The organism is Paraburkholderia megapolitana (assembly GCF_007556815.1).
Lineage (GTDB): Bacteria > Pseudomonadota > Gammaproteobacteria > Burkholderiales > Burkholderiaceae > Paraburkholderia > Paraburkholderia megapolitana.
The window spans coordinates 1514588-1533835 of sequence record NZ_CP041743.1 but is presented as its reverse complement, the minus strand read 5'-3'; the positions used below and the strand labels follow the sequence as shown (position 1 = coordinate 1533835).

Sequence of the window (19248 nt, the reverse complement as noted above, 5' to 3'; positions counted from 1 at the left end):
TCGTTATCGATTGTCGGCGACGCCTGCGGCTTCTTGCAAGCCGCAGGTCAACATGTGTGACATACGCATGACTATATGCGTGCACAGGCGTCAATGTGCTTCTTCCCAGTTGTCGCCGGCGCCGACTTCTGCAACGAGCGGCACCTTCAGCGCAGCAACGCCGCACATCAGTTCGGGCAGCCTCTTGCGAACCTCGGCGAGTTCGCTGTCGGGCACTTCGAGTATCAGTTCATCGTGGACCTGCATGATCATCCGCGTACCGACCGGCGATGCGTCGAGCCAGCGCTGCACCGCGATCATCGACAGCTTGATCAGATCGGCGGCCGTGCCCTGCATCGGCGCGTTGATCGCCGCGCGTTCCGCGGCCTGCCGGCGCGGGCCGTTACCACCGTTGATTTCGGGCAACCACAGCCGCCGACCGAACACGGTCTCGACGTAGCCCTTCTCTTTCGCGCTCGCGCGCGTGTCGTCCATGTATTTCGCCACGCCCGGATAGCGCGCGAAATACCGGTCGATATAGAGCTTCGCCGCATCGCGCGTAATGCCGAGATTCGATGCCAGACCAAACGAACTCATTCCGTAGATCAAACCGAAGTTGATCACCTTCGCGATGCGTCGCTGGTCCGAATTCACTTCGAGCGGCGTCACGCCGAACACTTCGGCGGCCGTTGCGCGGTGGATGTCCTCGCCTTGAGCAAACGCACGCAGCAGCGATTCGTCGCCCGAGATGTGCGCCATGATGCGCAGTTCGATCTGCGAGTAGTCGGCGGAAACGAGCTTGTGGCCAGGCGCCGCGATAAAAGCTTCGCGAATGCGCCGGCCTTCTGCCGTGCGCACCGGAATGTTCTGCAGATTCGGATCGTTCGATGCGAGCCGCCCCGTTACCGCCACGGCCTGCGCATAGTTCGTATGCACGCGGCCCGTCTGCGCATTGACCATGCGCGGCAGTTTGTCGGTGTAGGTCGACTTCAGCTTCGAAAGCCCGCGATGTTCGAGTAGCAGCTTCGGTAGCGGATAGTCTTCGGCGAGTTTCTGCAGCACTTCTTCATCGGTGGAAGGCGCGCCGCTCGGCGTCTTCTTCACGACCGGCAATTGCAGCTTCTCGAAGAAGATCTGGCCGATCTGCTTCGGCGAACCGAGATTGAATTCGCCGCCCGCCAGTTCGTACGCTTCGCCTTCGAGCTGCACGAGCCGTGTCGCGATCTCGTTGCTTTGCCGGCGCAGTTTCTCGGCATCGATCAGCACGCCGGCGCGTTCCATCTTGCGCAGCACACGCGACGTCGGAAGCTCGATCTCCCGGTACACGTATTCGAGGCCTTTCTCTGCGGTGACCTGCGGGTACAGCGCGAGATGCAGACGCAGCGTGATGTCGGCGTCTTCCGCGGCGTATTCGGCGGCCTGATCGAGTGCGACTTCATCGAAGCCGATCTGCTGCGCGCCCTTGCCCGCTACTTCCTCGTACTTGATCGTCTTGATGCCGAGATGACGCAGCGCGAGGCTGTCCATGTCGTGCGTGCGATGCGATTCGACCACGTACGACTCGAGCAGCGTGTCGTGCTCGATGCCGTCCATCTCGATGCCGTAGTTAGCGAGCACCTGTTCGTCATACTTCAAATGCTGGCCGACTTTTTTCTTTGTCGGACTCTCTAGCCAGGGCTTCAGCTTCGCGAGCACTTCGTCGCGCGGCAGTTGCACCGGTGCATCGGGTCCGCGATGTGCAACCGGAATATAGGCTGCATAACCCGGTTCCACGGACAACGACAGACCGACGAGTTGCGCGGTCATTGGATCGAGCGAAGTGGTTTCGGTATCGAATGCGGTGAGCTGCGCAGCGTCGATCTTCGCGAACCACGCGTCGAATTGCTCCCACGTCTGCACGGTGTCGTAGTGACGTTCGACGTCGACGGTTTGCGCCGGTGCCACGTCGATTTGCGGCCCTTCGACGACCTCGGCCGTCTCGACTTCACGCAACCATGTCTTGAAGCCGTGCCGCGCGAACACATCGCGCAATTCGGTGCGAGCCTCGGGCCGCGATGCAAGCGACGCTTCAATCGATGCGATGTGCTGCGTCAGATCGCAGGCGGTTTCGACAGTGACGAGCTTTCTCGCCATCGGCAGGAAGTCGAGTGCGCGGCGCAGGTTGTCGCCGACTGCCCCCTTGATTTCATCCGCATGCGCGATGACGCCGTCGAGCGAGTCGTACTGCGCGAGCCACTTCAACGCTGTTTTCGGTCCGCACTTGTCGACGCCCGGCACGTTGTCGACGGTATCGCCGATCAGCGACAGGTAATCGACGATCCGCTCCGGTGGCACGCCGAACTTCGCGAGCACGCCCGCGCGATCAAGCGTTTCGTTCGTCATCGTGTTGATCAACGTGACGCTATCGGTAACGAGTTGCGCGAGGTCTTTGTCGCCGGTGGAGACGATCACCTTCATGCCGAGCTTTTCGGCCTGTGTGCTGAGCGTACCGATCACGTCATCGGCCTCAACGCGATCGATCATCAGCAGCGGCCAGCCCAGCGCGCGCACGGCGACATGGATCGGCTCGATCTGGCGCACCAGATCTTCGGGCATCGACGCGCGGTTGGCCTTGTAATCCGGGTACCAGTCGTCGCGAAACGTCTTGCCCTTCGCATCGAACACGCACGCGCTATACTCTGCAGTGACTTCCTTGCGCATGCGCCGCAGCATGTTGATGATGCCGTACAGCGCGCCGGTCGGTTCGCCGTCCGGTCCACGCAGATCGGGCAATGCGTGGTAGGCCCGGTAGAGATAGCTCGAACCGTCTACCAATAGCAGGGTCTTACCTTCCAGCTTCGCTTCCAGGTACTGTTCTTCAGGCATTATGACTAAGAGAAAAGTGATTCCGAGTCTGCGATCGCTCGCAGATCAAGAGCGCGCGACAGCCAAAAAGGCCCGCGCATCGTGGCAGATGTTCACGATTATGGCAGAGTTTATCGAGGCGACCGAGTACCTCTCGGAGATCCGCCCGGCTGTCAGCATCTACGGTTCAGCGCGACTGAAACCGGACTCGCCCTACTACAAACTCGCCACGCAGATCGCGCGCAAACTGTCCGACGCGGGCTTCGCGGTGATCTCCGGCGGCGGCCCCGGCATCATGGAAGCAGCGAACAAGGGCGCGCATGCGGGCAAGGCCCCTTCGGTCGGTCTGAACATCGAGTTGCCGCACGAGCAATCGGGCAACCAGTGGCAGGACATCTCGCTGCGCTTTCGCCATTTCTTCACGCGCAAGGTGACGTTCGTGAAGAACTCGGATGCCGTGATCGTGATGCCGGGCGGCTTCGGCACGCTCGACGAACTCGCGGAAGTGCTCACGCTGATCCAGACGAAGAAGTCGCGGCACGTACCGATCATTCTGGTCGGCGGCGAGTTCTGGCATGGCCTGCTCGGCTGGTTCAAGGATCAGCTGGTGCCGATGGGCCTGATCAATGCCAACGACATGGACCTGATGCAGGTCATCGACGATCCGGACCAGGTGCTCGAAGCGGTGCTCGCGTTCTACGAAGACCGCGAAGAGCATGAAGACGGCGACGTCCATCCGGGCAAGTCGGACGAAGACCGGATGTTCTACCTGTAACGCGTCTGGCTGGCAGGTCAGTCGCCGCTTACGCGGCATCGGCCTGCGCCTCGAGCCAGCGGCAGAACTGCACGACGAGTGGCGAATCGGCTACTTCGTGCCGCGCCACCCACCAGTAGCCACGCGCATCGAGTCGCGGTCCGGGTAGCGGCACGACGAGCCGTCCGGACGCGAGTTCGTCGGCCAGCATCGGCAGCGGTCCGAGTGCGGCACCGAGTCCATCTATCGCTGCCTGCAATGCCAGATGGAAGTGGTCGAACGACTGCTTCTTGCGGCACTTCGCCTTCACCCCTGCTGCTGCCAGCCAGTTGCGCCACGCATCCGGCCGGGTATCCGAATGCAGCAACACGTGGCGCGCGAGGTCATCGGCCACGACGATCGGCGCGCGCTGCAACAGCGCGGGGCTGCATACCGGAATCTCGTGTTCCTCGAGAAAATGGCCGCTCGCGCAGTTCGGCCAGTGCGCGGGACCGCGCCTGACCGCCACATCGAAACCATCGATCGTCTCCACCGGTGCATCCGACGTCGACAGCCGTAGCTCGACATTGGGCGCCATCCGCTGAAACTGGCTCAAGCGCGGTAGCAGCCACTTCATTGCGAAAGTCGACAGGGCGTTGACGCGCAGCACATGCACGACGCCGGTATCGCGCAGTTGATCCGTCGCGAGCGCAATGCTGTCGAACGCAGCCTGCACGCTCGCGAGATAGCGGCGCCCGTCGTCGGTGAGCCGGACCCGCTTGCCGCGACGATGAAACACCTGCACGCCGACCCATGCTTCGAACGCGGCGACCTGCCGGCTGATTGCACCGTGAGTCACATGCAACTCGTCTGCGGCGGCGGTGAAGCTATCGCACCGGGCCGCGGCCTCGAAGGCACGGAGCGCAGAGAACGGAGGAAGATTGCGAGCCATGCTTGTGATTGTAGATCACAAGCGGATGCCCGAAAAATCGTTTTGCCCGACAACGCTTCGGCGCTACTCTCGACGGTCTGTACCGGACGAACATCACAATGAATCAGCAGCCCACTTCCCCTGACACATCGCTTACACATCGGCCTACGTTGCGCGAAATATTCGGCGGCTTTCTTGGCCTCGGCCTCATCTCGTTTGGCGGTGCGTTGCCGCTTGCGCGACGTGCGGTCGTCGAGCGGCGCCACTGGCTGACCGCCGCCGAATTCACCGATCTGCTCGGGTTGTGCCAGTTTCTGCCGGGCGGCAATGTCATCAACCTGTCGGTTGCGATCGGCATGCGTTTTCGTGGACTGCCTGGCGCGCTTGCAGGGTTGCTCGGGTTGATCGCAGGGCCTTCGCTCGTCGTGATCGGTCTCGGTGTGCTGTATGAGCACACGCAAAATGACCCGCATGTGAAGCACCTGTTCGCCGGGCTCGCGGCAGCCGCGGCTGGTCTGCTCGTCGCGATGGCGGTCAAGATCCTGCTGCCGTTGCGGCACGATCCGGCGGCGGCGATCATCGCCGCGCTCGGGTTCGTCGCCATCGCAATCGTGCGTGTGCCGCTCCTGCCGACCATGCTCGTGCTCACGCCGCTCAGCATGCTTGTCGCCGCACGCGCGCGGAAAATCGCCGAAGCCGGGAAGACGGCACCATGAACGACACACTCGTTTCGCTTGCAATTATCTTTAGCCAGTTGTCACTGCTCGCATTCGGCGGCGGCAATACGATCCTTCCGGAAATGCAGCGGCAGGTGGTGGACGTGCATCACTGGATGCCCGCCAGCGAATTCAGCGCGCTCTTCGCGCTTGCGCAGGCCGCGCCTGGACCGAACCTGATGATCGTGACGCTGGTCGGCTGGCACGTGGCCGGATGGGCCGGCATGCTGGTGACGTCGGTGGCGAAGTTCGGACCGTCGTCGATCGTGACGATTCTCGCGCTGCACGCGTGGGAACGCTTCAAGGACCGGCCGTGGAGAAGCATCGTGCAGAAGGCGCTCGTGCCGGTCACGGCGGGCCTCGTCGGCGCGAGCGCGGCGCTGATCGCGCAGGCTTCCGATACGACGGCGATCGCGTGGGCGATCACCGCCGTGTGCGCGGCACTTGCGCTGAAGACGCGGATTCATCCGCTGTGGTTGCTGGCTGCCGGGAGTTTGATTGGGTTGACGGGGTTTGGGCAGTTTTGAGGGGCGGTTTACTGAAACGCCACTTCCGCAAAACTCCGCAACTTACGGCTATGCAACCGATGCAACCCGTTCGTGCGCAAAATCTCCATCGCCTTCACCCCGATCTGCAGATGCTGATCGACCTGCGCGCGATAGAACTGATCGGCCATGCCAGGCAACTTCAGTTCGCCGTGTAGCGGTTTGTCCGACACGCACAGCAACGTACCGTACGGCACGCGAAAGCGAAAACCATTCGCCGCAATCGTCGCGCTTTCCATATCGAGCGCAACCGCACGGCTTTGCGACAGCCGCTGCACCGGCTCGCGATGATCGCGCAGTTCCCAGTTGCGGTTATCAACGCTCGCCACCGTCCCGGTGCGCATCACGCGCTTCAGTTCGACGCCTTCGAGCTGCGTCACCTGCGCGACCGCACCTTCCAGCGCGACCTGCACTTCGGCGAGCGCCGGAATCGGCACCCATAGCGGCAGGTCATCGTCGAGCACGTGATCCTCACGCACATAGCCGTGCGCAAGCACGTAATCGCCAAGACGCTGCGTATTGCGCAGCCCCGCGCAGTGACCCAGCATGATCCACGCATGCGGACGCAGCACGGCGATGTGATCGGTAATCGTCTTCGCGTTGGACGGCCCGACGCCGATGTTGACCATCGTGATGCCGCTGCCGTCCGCGCGCTTCAGGTGATAGGCAGGCATCTGCGGCAGACGCGGTGGCGGCGTACCCTCGTCGTCCTGCTCGCCGAGATTCGCGTTGTACGTGATCACGTCGCCGGGTTCAACGAACGATGTGTATTCGCTGCGATAGGCACGCAGCTCCGCGTCGTCGGTATGGGCCATCATCTTGCGGCCGAGCGCGACGAACTCGTCGATATAGAACTGGTAGTTCGTGTACAGCACGTAGTTCTGGCAATGCGTCGGCGACGTCGCCGTGTAGTGCTTCAGTCTATGCAGCGAGAAATCCACGCGCGCGGCCGTGAACAGCGCAAGCGGATGCGGCTCGCCGGGCGGCGGTTCATAGGTACCGTTGACGATGCGGTCATCGAGCAGCGCAAGGTCGGGCGTATCGAAGATATCGCGCATCGCGAACAGCCGCTCGCGATCGAGATCGCCTTCCAGATGAATGCCCTCCGCAAACGCGAAGTGAATCGGAATAGGCTGGTCCGATACACCGACCTCAATCGATACATGATGATTCTTCGCCAGCAGTCGCAACTGTTCGCGATAGTAGTTGCCGAACAGATCGGGCCGCGTCACGGTGGTCTCGAACACGCCGGGGCCGGCGACAAAACCATATGAGCGGCGCGAATCGATGTGTGTGTTGACCTCGGTGCGCACCCGCACGAACGGGTAACACGCGCGCACGCGGCGCTCGAATGCCTCGTTGCGCCGGTAGCGGGCAAACGCGTCGCGCAGGTACGACGTATTCGCTTCGTAGATCGCGGAAAGCCGGGTGACGGCGTCGGCGGCGTCGGCGAACGCCTCGGTCGGGAAGGTGTCGGCGGGTGTCTGCACCGCGCGTGATTTGAGTGGATCGTTCATCTTCATTGGCCTCGGTTGATGCGACGACATTACCATGGAACACGCGCCGCGGATGCCCGCGGCAGACCGGACGGGGCGCGGGCTGGTTCCGCGCAACCTGCGCGAAAGCGGCGCAAAATAACCCTTGGTAATCCGTGCCCGGAGCATGGATTTGCTAGAATCTGGGCACCCAATCGGAGAATCGCCATGAAGTCGTTCCTTACCGTCGCCGCGGCAGCCGTTGCAGCGACGCTCGCCTTCGGCGGCGTCGCACTGGCCGCCCAGCCCACCGACGACGCCACGGCTGCCACGAACGCTCAAGCTGCCGCTGCCGACGAAGCGCAATCCGCCAACGAACGCGCCGGCCTGCCGAACCTGAAGGCGATCAACCGTCCGGCAGCCGAAGTCAGCTCGAAGGTCGACATCGACGTGCCGCGCACGCCGAGCTTCTACGAACGCAGTGGCAGCGGCACCGAAATCACCGAATACCGCGACAAAGGCAAACCAGTCGAAATCGACGTGCGTTCGAACTTCGGCACGCGCTACCAGATGAGCGCACCGACCGACACATCGCCTACAGTGCGCGACAACGGCCGCGCAAGCACACGCCTGCCGTCGATCAACCTGCACTATTGATCCCGCATGATGTAACACGATGTCCGCGCGGGACGGCAACGCCGCGCCACAGCATCGCCGCAGTACCGCAATACCAGGACCTACCCAAACCGCACGATTTCGCCCGTGGCTCCCTGCCCGGGCGGTCTCACCCGCCTGCCGCACTGGCCGCCTCGAGCCAGTCCGACCAACCCGATCCGACGCTTCCCGCATGGCTGTCTTCACTGCTGTCACCGAACTGCAACTCGCACAATGGATGCGCCACTACGATCTCGGCGATGTCGTCGGGTTTCGCGGCATTCCGTCGGGCATCGAGAACAGCAACTTCTTTCTGACCACGACGCGCGGCGAATACGTCCTCACGATCTTCGAGAAGCTGACGGCCGGGCAGTTGCCGTTCTATCTCGATCTGATGCGGCATCTGGCCGCACATCGCGTGCCGGTCCCCGATCCGGTTCCACTCGACGACGGCAAGCTGTTCGGCATACTGCACGGCAAGCCGGCCGCGATCGTCAGCAAGCTCGAAGGTAGCCCGGAGCTGGCGCCGGGCGTCGAGCATTGCGTCGAGGTTGGCCAGATGCTTGCGCGCATGCATCTCGCGGGTCGCGATTTTGCGCAGCATCAGCCGAACCTGCGCAGCCTGCCGTGGTGGCAGGAAACCGTGCCCGCCGTGCTGCCGTTTCTGGCCGGCGCACAGCGCGATCTGCTAACCGCCGAACTCGCGCATCAACAGGCATTCTTCGCCTCCGACGATTACGCGGCACTGCCCGCGGGGCCGTGCCATTGCGATCTGTTCCGCGACAACGTGTTGTTCGCGCACGCAGCGCCTGACACCGGCCATGAAGTCCGGCTCGGCGGCTTCTTCGACTTTTATTTCGCCGGCACCGACAAGTGGCTGTTCGACGTCGCAGTTACGGTCAACGACTGGTGCGTCGATCTGGCCACGGGCCGGTTCGACGCGGCCCGCACCGACGCGCTGCTGCGCGCCTATCAAACCGTGCGCCCGTTCACCGCGGCGGAAATCCGGCACTGGGGCGATATGCTACGGGCCGGCGCGTACCGCTTCTGGGTTTCGCGCCTGTATGATTTCCATCTGCCGCGTGCGGCTGAACTGCTGAAACCGCACGACCCAGGCCATTTCGAACGCATTCTGCGCGAGCGCCTGTCCGGCGCTGTACTTCCTGGCATTCATACCTCATGCAACTGATCGAAGTCCCGGCGAAAACCGGCTATGTGTGGTTCCGCCAGGGCATCTGGCTGTTTCGCAAAAATCCGCTCGCTTTTCTCACGCTATGTTTTGCCTACACGCTGGTGATGACGCTGATTGCGCGCGTCCCGTATGTTGGCGGCCTGGTGTTTCTGATCCTCATTCCGGGTGTTTCAGTGGGTTTCATGGCAGGCTGCCGCGATACGATCGCTGGCAAACCGGTGTTTCCGACTATTCTCGTCGACGGCTTTCGTTCGTATGGCAACGCGGCCGCGAAACGCCTGCTCTTACTCGGTGCGCTATTCATTGCTGCGATGACGGCGGTGGCGACCGTTGCAACGTTCGTCGACAGCGGCATGCTGGCCCAACAGATCGCGAGCGCCGAAGACGTGCCCGTGAAAGGCATGCTGACATTCTTCGCGTTCTCCATACCGGTCGCGATGCTGTTCTGGTTCGCGCCGATTCTTTGCGCATGGCACGACATGCCTGTCGCGAAGGCATTTTTCGCCAGCTTCGTCAGTTGCTGGCGCAATCGCAGCGCATTCATCGTGTATGGCGTGCTGTGGATCGTGCTGTTGCTCGCAGTCGTGACTATCCTGGCAATCCTGGTCCAGCAGCTCGGCACAGACGAATCTCTAACGTTCGCGGTCGTGACGACGGTGTCGACGATCTTCACGGCGATGATCTATTGCTCGGTCTACGCGACGTATCGTGGTTGCTTCAGCGTCCCGGCTCCGGACGCGCCCGACCTCCCTTCGGCACCATCGGCCTGATCCACTACGTGCCGGCGCCCGGCACGCTCGTCGCCCTCGCGAAGTTACGGCACAATGGTTAGCGTGCAATTCATTTGTACGCTTTCCACCGACGAGACCCATCATGACCCAGCGCCCCACCCTGCCATTCACGCTCGACGAGCAACTCTGCTTCGCGCTTTATTCGACGTCGCTTGCGATGACGAAGGTGTATAAGCCGCTACTCGACAAGCTCGGGCTCACCTATCCGCAATATCTGGCGATGCTGGTGCTGTGGGAAAGCGATGACCTGACGGTGAAAGACATCGCTGGCCGGTTGAATCTCGATTCGGCCACGGTAACGCCGCTATTGAAGCGCCTCGAGGCTCAAGGTTATATCGAACGCATGCGCGGCACCGAGGACGAGCGCCTCGTCTATATCCGGCTCACCCGTTCCGGCACGACGCTCAAGCGCTCGGCGCGCGAGGTGCCCGCAGAACTATTCTGCGCGGCCCAGCGCACACCCGACTTCCTGATGCGCCTGCGCGACGACCTGACCGCACTGCGCGGCACATTGCACGAGTATCTCGACAAGTAACCCAGCGCAGATTCCACATTGCGAACATGCCACAGAATTTAGTTTGTACACTAACAATTAGTGTACTATTCACTCGTTGCACACATTTTCGATGCCCGACGCGACAGTGGCAACCGCCGGTTATCGCAGCACTCATCCACGCCACGAAACAGGAGCAGCAACCATGAGCGTACTCTACAAGGCAACCGCCACCAGCACCGGCGGCCGCGACGGCCGGGCGGTTTCTTCCGACAAGGCACTCGACGTACAACTGGCCGCCCCGCGCGAACTCGGCGGTAACGGCGCAGCGGGCACGAACCCCGAGCAACTGTTCGCCGCCGGCTATTCGGCATGCTTCCTGAGCGCGATGAAGTTCGTCGCGGGTCAGCATAAGCAAGCGCTGCCGGCCGACACGACCGTCACCGCGGATGTCGGCGTCGGTCCGAACGATAAGGGCGGTTTTGCGCTGGATGTCGAACTGCGGGTATCGCTGCCGGGTCTCGACGAAGCTGCCGCGCGCGAACTGGTCGATACCGCGCACACGGTGTGCCCGTACTCGAACGCCACGCGCAACAACGTCGACGTACGCGTGCGGATCGTCTGAAGCGGCGACCGGCGGCGGGCGGTGTTATCTTCGGCGGCATCGACTGCCGCCTGCCGCGACCGGATGGGCGTGTCTTCTACGTCCATCCGCACACATGACTCGCACCCAACATCTACAGACTGACTTCGATACCGGCCTTGCCTGGTTTCGCCGCGATCTGCGCAGCAGCGATCACGCCGCGCTTTACTACGCGCTCAAGCATTGTCGTCGGGTCTGGTGCGTGTTCGTGTTCGATACGACGATCCTGCAGCCGCTCATCGAGGCATCGCGCAACACGCGCGAGGACCGTCGTGTCGAATTCATCCTGGCATCGCTTGCGGAACTGGACAGCTCACTGCGAGGATACGGTGGTGGTCTGATCGTTTTGCACGGCGATCCGCGGGCAGTCGTGCCGGCGCTCGCAGAACAACTCGCCGTCAATGCGGTCTTTGCCAATCACGACTACGAGCCTGCCGCGATCGAACGCGATGAAGCCGTACGCGAGTCGCTCGCCGACGCACAGCGCGAACTGGTCACGTTCAAGGATCAGGTTATTTTCGAGCGCGACGAGGTTCTGACAGGCCAGCAGAAGCCCTTCTCGGTCTTCACGCCGTACAAGAATGCGTGGCTCAAGAACCTCAGCGCGTTCGACCTGAAACCGTATCCAGTCGACGCATACGCCGATCGTCTCGGCGCGCCGCCGCCGCATCTTGATCACGGTCTACCGACGCTTGCACAACTAGGTTTCACACCCAGCAATTTCGCCGATCTGAAGTTGCCCGCCGGCATGAGCGGCGCCCAACGGCTCCTCGACGATTTCGTGACGCGCATCGACAGTTACGCGGAATGGCGCGATTTCCCGGCGGCGAAGGGCCCGAGCTATCTGTCCGTCCATCTGCGCTTCGGCACAGTGTCGATCCGCACCCTGGCGCGGCTTGCGTACGAGCGGTCGCTACAACCAGACGGTGCGGGTGCCGCAACGTGGCTGTCGGAGCTTATCTGGCGGGAGTTTTACTTCATGGTGCTCGCGTACCATCCGCGGCTCGCGGCCGGCGCGTCGTTCAAGGAGGAATACGCTGCGCTCCGCTGGGAACACGGCCCCGCAGCAGACGCGGCCTTTGCAGCGTGGTGCGAGGGCCGCACGGGCTATCCTTTGATCGACGCGGCGATGCTGCAGCTCAATCAGACGGGCTACATGCATAACCGTCTACGGATGGTGACAGCGAGTTTTCTGGTGAAGGATCTAGGTATCGACTGGCGGCGCGGGGAGCGCTATTTCGCCGAACGGCTGAACGATTTCGACTTCGCGGCGAACAATGGCGGATGGCAATGGGCGGCATCGACAGGTTGCGACGCGCAGCCATGGTTCCGGATTTTCAACCCGGTCACACAGTCGGAGAAATTCGATCCGCAGGGCCGCTTTATCAAGCGCTACCTGCCGCAACTCGAGCACGTACCGCCAAAGCGGATACACGCGCCGTGGCAGGCTGATGCGGGACAGCTAGCGGAGTGGCATGTGGTGCTCGGAAAGCACTATCCACAACCGATTATCGATCACGCCGATGCGCGACAACGCACGCTCGCGCGTTTCGGCAAGTGATCGTATTGCAGCCAATAGCTTAGAACTGGTTCATCCACGACGGATGACGGCTCGACGCTTCACGGTCAAGCTTGCGCATGCGGAATTCCAGATCGTAGAGATCAGTGGCTTCGGACAGGTAGGCATCCTGGCGCTCTTTAGCGGCCACATCGGACGACTTCGTCAGGAACAGAAACAGGCGGCTCAGCAGGTACATGATCAAACCTCAGGGAATGACTAGGGTTATTACCTAGTTAATAACCCTGATTATAGGGGAAACCCTAGTATTTGGCTAGCCCCTGCTTCGAGTGCGACCTCTATCAACGCTTTTAGCGTCCCGCCGGCACGCTGGCCGCCGCGGCGTCCAGCTCGGCCGGGACGCCCGAGCGCCGCTGGTGCTTGAAGAATTCCCACAGCAGCGCGCTCACATCGGGTCCTTTCGATGAATGGAACGGTACCGCGTCGTCGCCGCCGCTCCACGCGTGGGACAGCCCGGCCACGTGGCACAGGCGGATCACGCGGCGGCCGCCGCGCACGTAATCGCGTGTCACGACGCTGGCTTTGCGATCCTCGCGAATCTCGCCGGTTTTCCACGCGCCGTCCGCACCCACGAAGCCGTTCAGCCGCGCAAACTGCAGCGCCAGCTGATCCGCATTGACCGGCGCGACCACCTGGTCGGCGTCGCCATGCACGATGATTGCAGGCATGCCCGGATAGGCCGCGACGTCGACTGCCTGGTCGATCAGTTCGACCGGGTCCTGGCGTGTGCCGCGCCGCATGACATCCATACCGGCGATGCCGGAATGCGCCTCGCCGAGCGCCGGACCGGAATGCAGCGCCACGGCTGCGAAACGCCACGGGTAATGGATTGCGAGCAACGACGCGAGCCCCGCGCCCGCGGAGATGCCGGCCACATAAACCCGTTCGCCGTCGAATCCATGTTCGGCAACGAGTTCGTCCACCAGTGAAGCAACCGCGCGGATTTCCGCGCCGCCTGCGTGATCGCTGGTGTCGTACCAGTGCCAGCAGCGATGCGCATGCACGTGTTTCGACTGTTCGGGATAGACGACGGCAAAGCCGAACCGGTCGGCCAGCAGGTTCATGCGCGTGCCTTCGGCAAATTCATCGATTGATTGCTGGCAGCCGTGCAGCATCACGACGAGCGGCATCGGCGCAAGCGCCCGGCCGGCTGGAATGTACAGGCCGTAGTGAAGGTGGTTGACGAGGCGGCCGGCAGCGGCCGGCGCCGAATGGAACGAGCGCGTCCATGCGCCGCCCGCCCACGCGGCTGCCCGCGGACGAACCCGCGACTCACGCGCCGTGGCCGCCGGTTTCTCGCGCGTTTCCGCGGCTCGTGCCTTCACCGCCGGCCGGGCGACCGGTTTGGGCCGGGCTTGCCGCAGCGGTTTGCGCTTCTTCGAGGCGGACTCGACATACTCGGTCTGCACCGCCAGTAGCCGCTTCAGCCCGCCCAGCCAGAGTTTCGTCAGATTCTTTGCCATCGGGGGCCTCGCAAAAAAGGGCCGATACCCATAGGTTCGCGCCGGGTAATCGACGCCATTGTGCAATGCACAATAACATCAATTTCGCCGCGATGCTGGCATCCTGAAAATGGCGGTTTATGCTCTGTTTCGCGTGGCGGCACACAGTTGGCCGCCCCGCCGAACCAGCAGCCCCGTTTATACTGGCAGGCAGAAAAGATGTTCGACGTGTTGTCTGCCTGACTATGCGGCTCGCGCGTTAATCCTGTATCCGGATCCTTCGACCCGATTCTACGCGGCCTGTGTCGCATCGCTCCCATGCCTGATTTGCCCACCCATCTGTGGTATTCGATCACCAGTCTCGGCGGTGCCGGTCTGACTCTGCCGCTCGCGATCGCCATCGCGCTCTGGCTCGCCGTCGGCTATACATGGCGGATGGCGGCCGGCTGGCTGCTGCTGCTTGGCGTCGCCGTCGTCCTCGTGACGGGCACGAAGCTGGCGTTCCTCGGCTGGGGCGTGGGCGTACGCGTCTGGGACTTCACCGGCCTGAGCGGCCACGCGATGCTGTCGACAGCCGTCTATCCAGTCGCGCTATTCCTGATGCTGTTGCCTACGCGGCCAGCCGTACGGGTGATCGGCGTGGTGCTCGGTCTCGCTGCGGGCGTCGCAGTCGCACTGTCGCGTGTGGTACTCGATGCGCACTCGCCTTCTGAAGCGATTACCGGTTGCCTCGTCGGGGCGTTGACCGCGCTGGTGTTCATCCGCGGGTCCTGGCATGCGGCGCCAGGCAGGCTGTCGGCGGCAGCGGTCGCGTTGAGCCTCGCCATTCTCACGTTCGCGCTGCACGACGTCCGCCTGCCGACCCACCGCTGGGTCACGCATCTCGCGCTGAAGGTGTCCGGCCACGACCGGCCGTTCGTCCGCGCCCGCTGGAAGGCCGGCCATGACAGCCTGCCGGCCGGCACACCAATCTCGCAGACCCGCAACGGCCTGTCGCCGCTCGCTCCCACGCAAGCCTGAACACCCGCCCCCGCTTCATGCGGGTGCCGCTATGCCGATCATCGATGGATCGGAGCGACCGTTGTATCGCCCGCTATATTACGATGGCGCTTTCCACCCACCGACCGGTCCGCCCGGCCTTCGCATCATGTCCCTGTCCCGCCGTCGTCTTCTGCAGCATGCGCTCCTCGCCGTCAGCGCCGTATCGCTCTTTATCAGCGCCAACGCGCGTGCCGACGATCTCGTCGTGTCCGCAGCGGCCAGCCTCACCAATGCGTTCAAGGCGGTGAGCGATGCGTTCGAGCAACAGCATCCCGGTACGAAGGTACTGCTGAATTTCGGTGCATCCGACGTACTGATGCAGCAGATCGCCAAAGGCGCACCCGCCGATGTCTTCGCCTCCGCCGATCAAAAGGCGATGGACAAGGCCGCCGCCGAAAAAGTCATCTTGCCCGCCACGCGCAAGGATTTCGCGGCCAATTCACTGGTCCTGATCGTGCCGTCGGATAGCCGTTTCGCGCCCGCTTCGCTTAACGAACTGACCGCGGCACGCGTGAAACGCGTCGCCTATGGCGACCCGGCGTCGGTACCGGTCGGCCGGTATACGGAAGGCGCGCTGAAAGCGGCGGGCGCGTGGGATGCAGTCAGTGCGAAGGGTGTGCTCGCGGCCAATGTGCGGCAGAGCCTCGACTACGTGTCGCGCGGCGAAGTCGATGCGGGCTTCGTGTTCGGCACCGATGCGGCCGTCATGCCCGATCGCGTGAAAGTCGCGTTGACGGTGCCGACGCAGACGCCGATCACTTACCCGATCGCGCAAGTGGAAGGCAGCAAGCACGCGACGGACGCGCAGGCGTTCATTGCGTTCGTGCTGTCGCCGGAGGGCCAGGCGGTGCTCGGCAAGTACGGCTTCAAGCCGGCTCACTAGACGCCGCCCGTCGCGCTCTGCCATGCAACAGGCCTGGGTTCCACTGCTACTGTCGCTGAAGGTTGCCGGCTGGGCGACCGCGCTCAATCTCGTGTTCGGTGTCGTCGCGGGCTTCGGGCTCGCGCGCTGGCGCTCGGGCGCGCGCGATCTCGTCGATTCACTGCTGACGCTGCCGCTCGTCATGCCGCCCACCGTGCTCGGCTATTACCTGCTCGTGCTGCTCGGCCGGCGCGGCGTGTTTGGCGCGTGGCTCGACCGGCTCGGCATCCAGCTGGTGTTCACGTGGCAGGGCGCGGTGATCGCGTCGATGGTGGTCGCGTTTCCGCTCGTGCTGAAATCGGCGCGCGCCGCCTTCGAGGCGGTCGATCCGCAACTCGAGCGCGCCGCGCGCACGCTCGGTATCACGGAAGCCGGCATCTTCTTTCGTGTGACGCTACCGCTCGCGGCGCGCGGCATTCTCGCCGGCACGCTGCTCGCATTCGCACGCGCGCTCGGCGAGTTCGGCGCGACGCTGATGATCGCCGGTAATCTGCCGGGGCGCACGCAGACGCTGTCGGTTGCGGTCTATGCAGCGGTTCAGGCCGGCGACGACGCCACCGCCAATTTCCTCGTGCTCGTCACATCGGTCACCTGCGTGGTGATCCTCGTGCTGGCAGGTCGGCTCGTGCCGCAACATTCGCTGCTCACGTCCCGCTGACATGCCGCTCGCCGTCGACATCCGCAAAACCCTCGCAAGTGCCGGGCATCGCTTCACGCTCGACATCTCGTTCGCCGCGACCGAACAACGCGTCGTGCTGTTCGGTCCGTCGGGCGCGGGCAAGAGCCTGACGCTGCAGGCGATCGCCGGTTTGCTGCGACCCGATGAAGGATCGATCGTGTTGAACGGCGCGGCGCTGTTCGATAGTGCACGCGGCATCGATCTGAAACCGCAGCAGCGCAAGGTCGCGTATCTGTTTCAGGACTACGCGCTGTTTCCGCATTTGAACGTGCGGCAGAACATCGGTTTTGGTCTGCAGCCGGGTTGGCTGAACCCGCGCGCGCGGTTCGATCATCCGGACGTCGATTACTGGGTGAACGCGCTCGATCTGCAGAGCGTTGCGCGCAATCATCCGGCGCAGTTGTCGGGTGGGCAGAAACAGCGTGTTGCGCTGGCGCGTGCGCTCGTCGCGCGGCCGCAATTACTGCTGCTCGACGAGCCGTTCTCCGCACTCGATTACGCGCTGCGCGAACGCATGCGGCGCGAGCTGTCGGATCTACAGGCGCGCCTCGATATTCCGATGCTGCTGATCACACACGATCCCGACGATGTCGCCGCTTTCGGCGATCAGGTCGTGCAGGTGGGCGACGGACGGGTACGGCCGAACCAGCCGTTCGCGGGGTATGCGCGTAGTAGCGCGTAATGTAAGCCTCGTGCGGGGCCATACGTGGTCAGTTGCACCGGGTCGATCGCGGGTCGATCGCATCGAGAATCGCGCTCGCAGTCCTGAACTGCCGCACATGCTGCGCAACTGATTGCGCACCGACAAGCTGGATCATCGGCCGTCGCGAAGCTTCGGCTTGCCTAGGGTGCGCAACAAACGCTCGCCTTCCTTCGCCGTATAACGCTTCACCGCTTCGCACCAGCCGCGCGCAAAACCCAGTTGATACGCGTCGACTTCGAGCTGTTCCAGGTAGCCGAGCGCAACGACCGCATCGTTGCCGTCGCCTAGCACGCCCTGCATCCGCGACAGTGTTTTCACAACCTCGCCGCGAGTCTGTTTCGTCGTGAGCGATTCGATGAATTCCAGCGTGTAGCGCAGGCGCTTCGCGCGAATGCGTTCTTGATGGCGCGACGCGTCGTCGAGCGTGGTGAGCTTCGGGGTCGCCATCAGTTGCTTGAATGCCTTGCGCACACGCTTGCCTGCGTGCGTGTTCAGCGAATCTGCAGCGACATCGCCTGCGGCCGCGCGACGATCGTCGTGTAGCAGTTCGCCCTGCCATTCGAGCCACGCAAGTGTGAGTTGCGCGTAGCGCGACGAATGCATTCCATCCTGGATGCGCGCGCGCATCGCCAGCCGCTGCACATTGGCTGCGTCGAACGTACCGCTCCAGCGTGCAGCGTCGGTGTCGGCGGCGACTAGCGCGGGCAACGTCGAATCGATGAACACGTCCCAGTCGCGCGCATCGCCGAGCAGGTCGCCGAGCCACTTGAGCCCCGGCGCGATCTGCATCGTCCAGGCATCGTCCTGCCAGTGCCTGAAAAGACGCATCGCGGTTTTCAGGCGGCGCTGCGCGACGCGCATCTGATGGACTGATTCGACGTTTGCGGCATCGCGCACGCTGGCTTCGTTGCCGAACCAGTGTCGCGCAAGATTGCCGCCAATCGCGATCAGTGCATCGCGTTGGGTTGCGGTGCCGGCCAGATCGATCGGTTGTGCGTAGACGGGTTCGAGTTGAGTTTGAAAATTGTCGCGGAATGCGCGGTCGACCGCACTGTCGAGAACCGCAAAGGCGGGCAGCGCGGCAACGATTTCACGAGCGATGGCGAAGAGTGCGCGGCGAGCGGCGTGGGGGGCTTCCGCTGCGTCATGTACATCGGATACGTCGGCTATATCGGCGACAGGAACCGTCAGATGGATCTCCCGAACCGGCGGCGCGCCATCGAAACCCGACGAGTCCAGTACATCGATACGCTCGAACACGACATCGACCGGCAAGCCAGCCTCTGTCGACAAGGGCCGCCACCGCGTCCGGCTGCATTCGAAAGAAACGGTCGGCTCGATCCGGCTCGGGTCCGGCAACACCTTTCTGAACGCTTCAGGCGCGCGATCGAACGATACCTCGTGCAATTCCTGTGCATCGAGTGGTGCCTGAAATGCGGCGTTGCGAATCGTGATGCCGGGCGAATGCGCTTCGCCATGAACCGCGATCACGCGCCGCCCGGCGCCAGACGCCTCGACTGCGAGCCGCCATCCCGCGTCGCCCAGCGCCCTCTTCGCATCGAAGTCGCGCACTGCGATGTGTGCAACGCTGCGCCGCCTGCCCGCGATGCCAGGCAGCGCGGCCAGCGCTTTGACGAGAAGCGCGTCGGTTTGTGCAGCGGCTATATCACCATCCGCGTCACCATCCGCACCATCCGCCGACGCGCGCCCAGCGCACCATTCGCGCGCCGCAGCGCTGGGAATCTCGAGCACGAGTTCGAAAACGCGAGTCATGAACGCTCCGTGTACGACCGTCAAGCGAGCACGCAAACCGCGCACCCGCTATCCGCAAGACAGCCTGTTTATCGTACACGAACCGCCATACGCGGCTCTTTCGTTCCTGCAAA

Annotated in this window: 19 protein-coding genes; 13 read left to right on the top strand and 6 right to left on the bottom strand. The window is 63.1% G+C overall.

Annotated elements, in window-relative coordinates:
- Positions 1-90: 90 nt before the first annotated feature.
- Positions 91-2844: a DNA polymerase I gene (gene polA / locus FNZ07_RS06455; protein WP_091012667.1), complete on the bottom strand. Its 2754-nt coding sequence runs from the start codon at positions 2842-2844 to the stop codon at positions 91-93.
- A gap of 1 nt (position 2845) precedes the next feature.
- Between polA and FNZ07_RS06450 the strand changes: the two genes are divergently transcribed.
- Positions 2846-3598, top strand: coding sequence for an LOG family protein (locus tag FNZ07_RS06450; protein WP_091012665.1), 753 nt, complete (start codon positions 2846-2848; stop codon positions 3596-3598).
- A gap of 28 nt (positions 3599-3626) precedes the next feature.
- On the opposite strand, the gene FNZ07_RS06445 is transcribed toward FNZ07_RS06450, so the two are convergent.
- Positions 3627-4508 carry a transcriptional regulator GcvA gene (locus tag FNZ07_RS06445; RefSeq protein ID WP_091012663.1) on the bottom strand — a complete coding sequence of 294 codons (882 nt, stop codon included), beginning with the start codon at positions 4506-4508 and terminating at the stop codon, positions 3627-3629.
- Between the two features lie 98 nt (positions 4509-4606).
- Between FNZ07_RS06445 and FNZ07_RS06440 the strand changes: the two genes are divergently transcribed.
- On the top strand, positions 4607-5203 hold the full coding sequence (locus FNZ07_RS06440; RefSeq protein ID WP_091012661.1) for a chromate transporter: 597 nt from the start codon (positions 4607-4609) through the stop codon (positions 5201-5203).
- On the top strand, positions 5200-5730 hold the full coding sequence (locus FNZ07_RS06435; RefSeq protein WP_091012658.1) for a chromate transporter: 531 nt from the start codon (positions 5200-5202) through the stop codon (positions 5728-5730). The genes FNZ07_RS06440 and FNZ07_RS06435 overlap by 4 nt, the downstream gene beginning before the upstream one ends.
- An 8-nt stretch (positions 5731-5738) precedes the next feature.
- Here the strand turns inward: FNZ07_RS06435 and FNZ07_RS06430 are convergent, their stop codons facing one another.
- Positions 5739-7265 (bottom strand): AMP nucleosidase, encoded by a 1527-nt coding sequence (locus FNZ07_RS06430; RefSeq protein WP_372342635.1) that lies wholly within the window; start codon positions 7263-7265, stop codon positions 5739-5741.
- Between the two features lie 186 nt (positions 7266-7451).
- Between FNZ07_RS06430 and FNZ07_RS06425 the strand changes: the two genes are divergently transcribed.
- The 6 genes from FNZ07_RS06425 to FNZ07_RS06400 all read left to right on the top strand — a co-directional run bounded on the left by FNZ07_RS06425 (position 7452) and on the right by FNZ07_RS06400 (position 12557).
- Positions 7452-7880: a hypothetical protein gene (locus FNZ07_RS06425; protein ID WP_091012652.1), complete on the top strand. Its 429-nt coding sequence runs from the start codon at positions 7452-7454 to the stop codon at positions 7878-7880.
- A 190-nt stretch (positions 7881-8070) separates the two neighbouring features.
- Positions 8071-9066 carry a homoserine kinase gene (locus tag FNZ07_RS06420; RefSeq protein ID WP_091012649.1) on the top strand — a complete coding sequence of 332 codons (996 nt, stop codon included), beginning with the start codon at positions 8071-8073 and terminating at the stop codon, positions 9064-9066.
- Entirely contained in the window at positions 9057-9839 is a 783-nt protein-coding gene (locus tag FNZ07_RS06415) for a BPSS1780 family membrane protein (RefSeq protein ID WP_091012647.1), read from the top strand. Before FNZ07_RS06420 ends, FNZ07_RS06415 begins: the two co-directional genes overlap by 10 nt.
- A 103-nt stretch (positions 9840-9942) precedes the next feature.
- Positions 9943-10395: a MarR family winged helix-turn-helix transcriptional regulator gene (locus FNZ07_RS06410; RefSeq protein WP_091012645.1), complete on the top strand. Its 453-nt coding sequence runs from the start codon at positions 9943-9945 to the stop codon at positions 10393-10395.
- A gap of 163 nt (positions 10396-10558) precedes the next feature.
- The gene (locus FNZ07_RS06405) at positions 10559-10978 is read left to right on the top strand and encodes an organic hydroperoxide resistance protein (protein ID WP_091012642.1); all 420 of its coding nucleotides are present in this window, start codon (positions 10559-10561) and stop codon (positions 10976-10978) included.
- A 94-nt stretch (positions 10979-11072) separates the two neighbouring features.
- Positions 11073-12557, top strand: a complete 1485-nt coding sequence (locus FNZ07_RS06400; RefSeq protein WP_091012640.1) for a cryptochrome/photolyase family protein — start codon at positions 11073-11075, stop codon at positions 12555-12557.
- Positions 12558-12576: 19 nt separating this feature from the next.
- Here FNZ07_RS06400 and FNZ07_RS06395 read toward each other — a convergent pair whose 3' ends face one another.
- Positions 12577-12753, bottom strand: coding sequence for a DUF3563 family protein (locus tag FNZ07_RS06395; RefSeq protein WP_091012638.1), 177 nt, complete (start codon positions 12751-12753; stop codon positions 12577-12579).
- A gap of 112 nt (positions 12754-12865) precedes the next feature.
- Positions 12866-14038 (bottom strand): extracellular catalytic domain type 1 short-chain-length polyhydroxyalkanoate depolymerase, encoded by a 1173-nt coding sequence (locus FNZ07_RS06390; RefSeq protein ID WP_091012637.1) that lies wholly within the window; start codon positions 14036-14038, stop codon positions 12866-12868.
- Between the two features lie 297 nt (positions 14039-14335).
- Here FNZ07_RS06390 and FNZ07_RS06385 point away from each other — a divergent pair, with 297 nt between their 5' ends.
- From FNZ07_RS06385 to FNZ07_RS06370, 4 genes are all read left to right on the top strand, one after another.
- On the top strand, positions 14336-15037 hold the full coding sequence (locus FNZ07_RS06385) for a phosphatase PAP2 family protein (protein WP_091012636.1): 702 nt from the start codon (positions 14336-14338) through the stop codon (positions 15035-15037).
- 127 nt (positions 15038-15164) lie between these two features.
- Positions 15165-15941: a molybdate ABC transporter substrate-binding protein gene (gene modA, locus FNZ07_RS06380; RefSeq protein ID WP_091012891.1), complete on the top strand. Its 777-nt coding sequence runs from the start codon at positions 15165-15167 to the stop codon at positions 15939-15941.
- A gap of 22 nt (positions 15942-15963) precedes the next feature.
- Positions 15964-16638 (top strand): molybdate ABC transporter permease subunit, encoded by a 675-nt coding sequence (modB, locus tag FNZ07_RS06375; protein WP_091012634.1) that lies wholly within the window; start codon positions 15964-15966, stop codon positions 16636-16638.
- A gap of 1 nt (position 16639) precedes the next feature.
- Positions 16640-17341, top strand: coding sequence for an ATP-binding cassette domain-containing protein (locus tag FNZ07_RS06370; protein ID WP_091012632.1), 702 nt, complete (start codon positions 16640-16642; stop codon positions 17339-17341).
- A gap of 132 nt (positions 17342-17473) precedes the next feature.
- On the opposite strand, the gene FNZ07_RS06365 is transcribed toward FNZ07_RS06370, so the two are convergent.
- Positions 17474-19135: a CHAD domain-containing protein gene (locus FNZ07_RS06365; protein ID WP_091012630.1), complete on the bottom strand. Its 1662-nt coding sequence runs from the start codon at positions 19133-19135 to the stop codon at positions 17474-17476.
- Positions 19136-19248 lie beyond the last annotated feature (113 nt).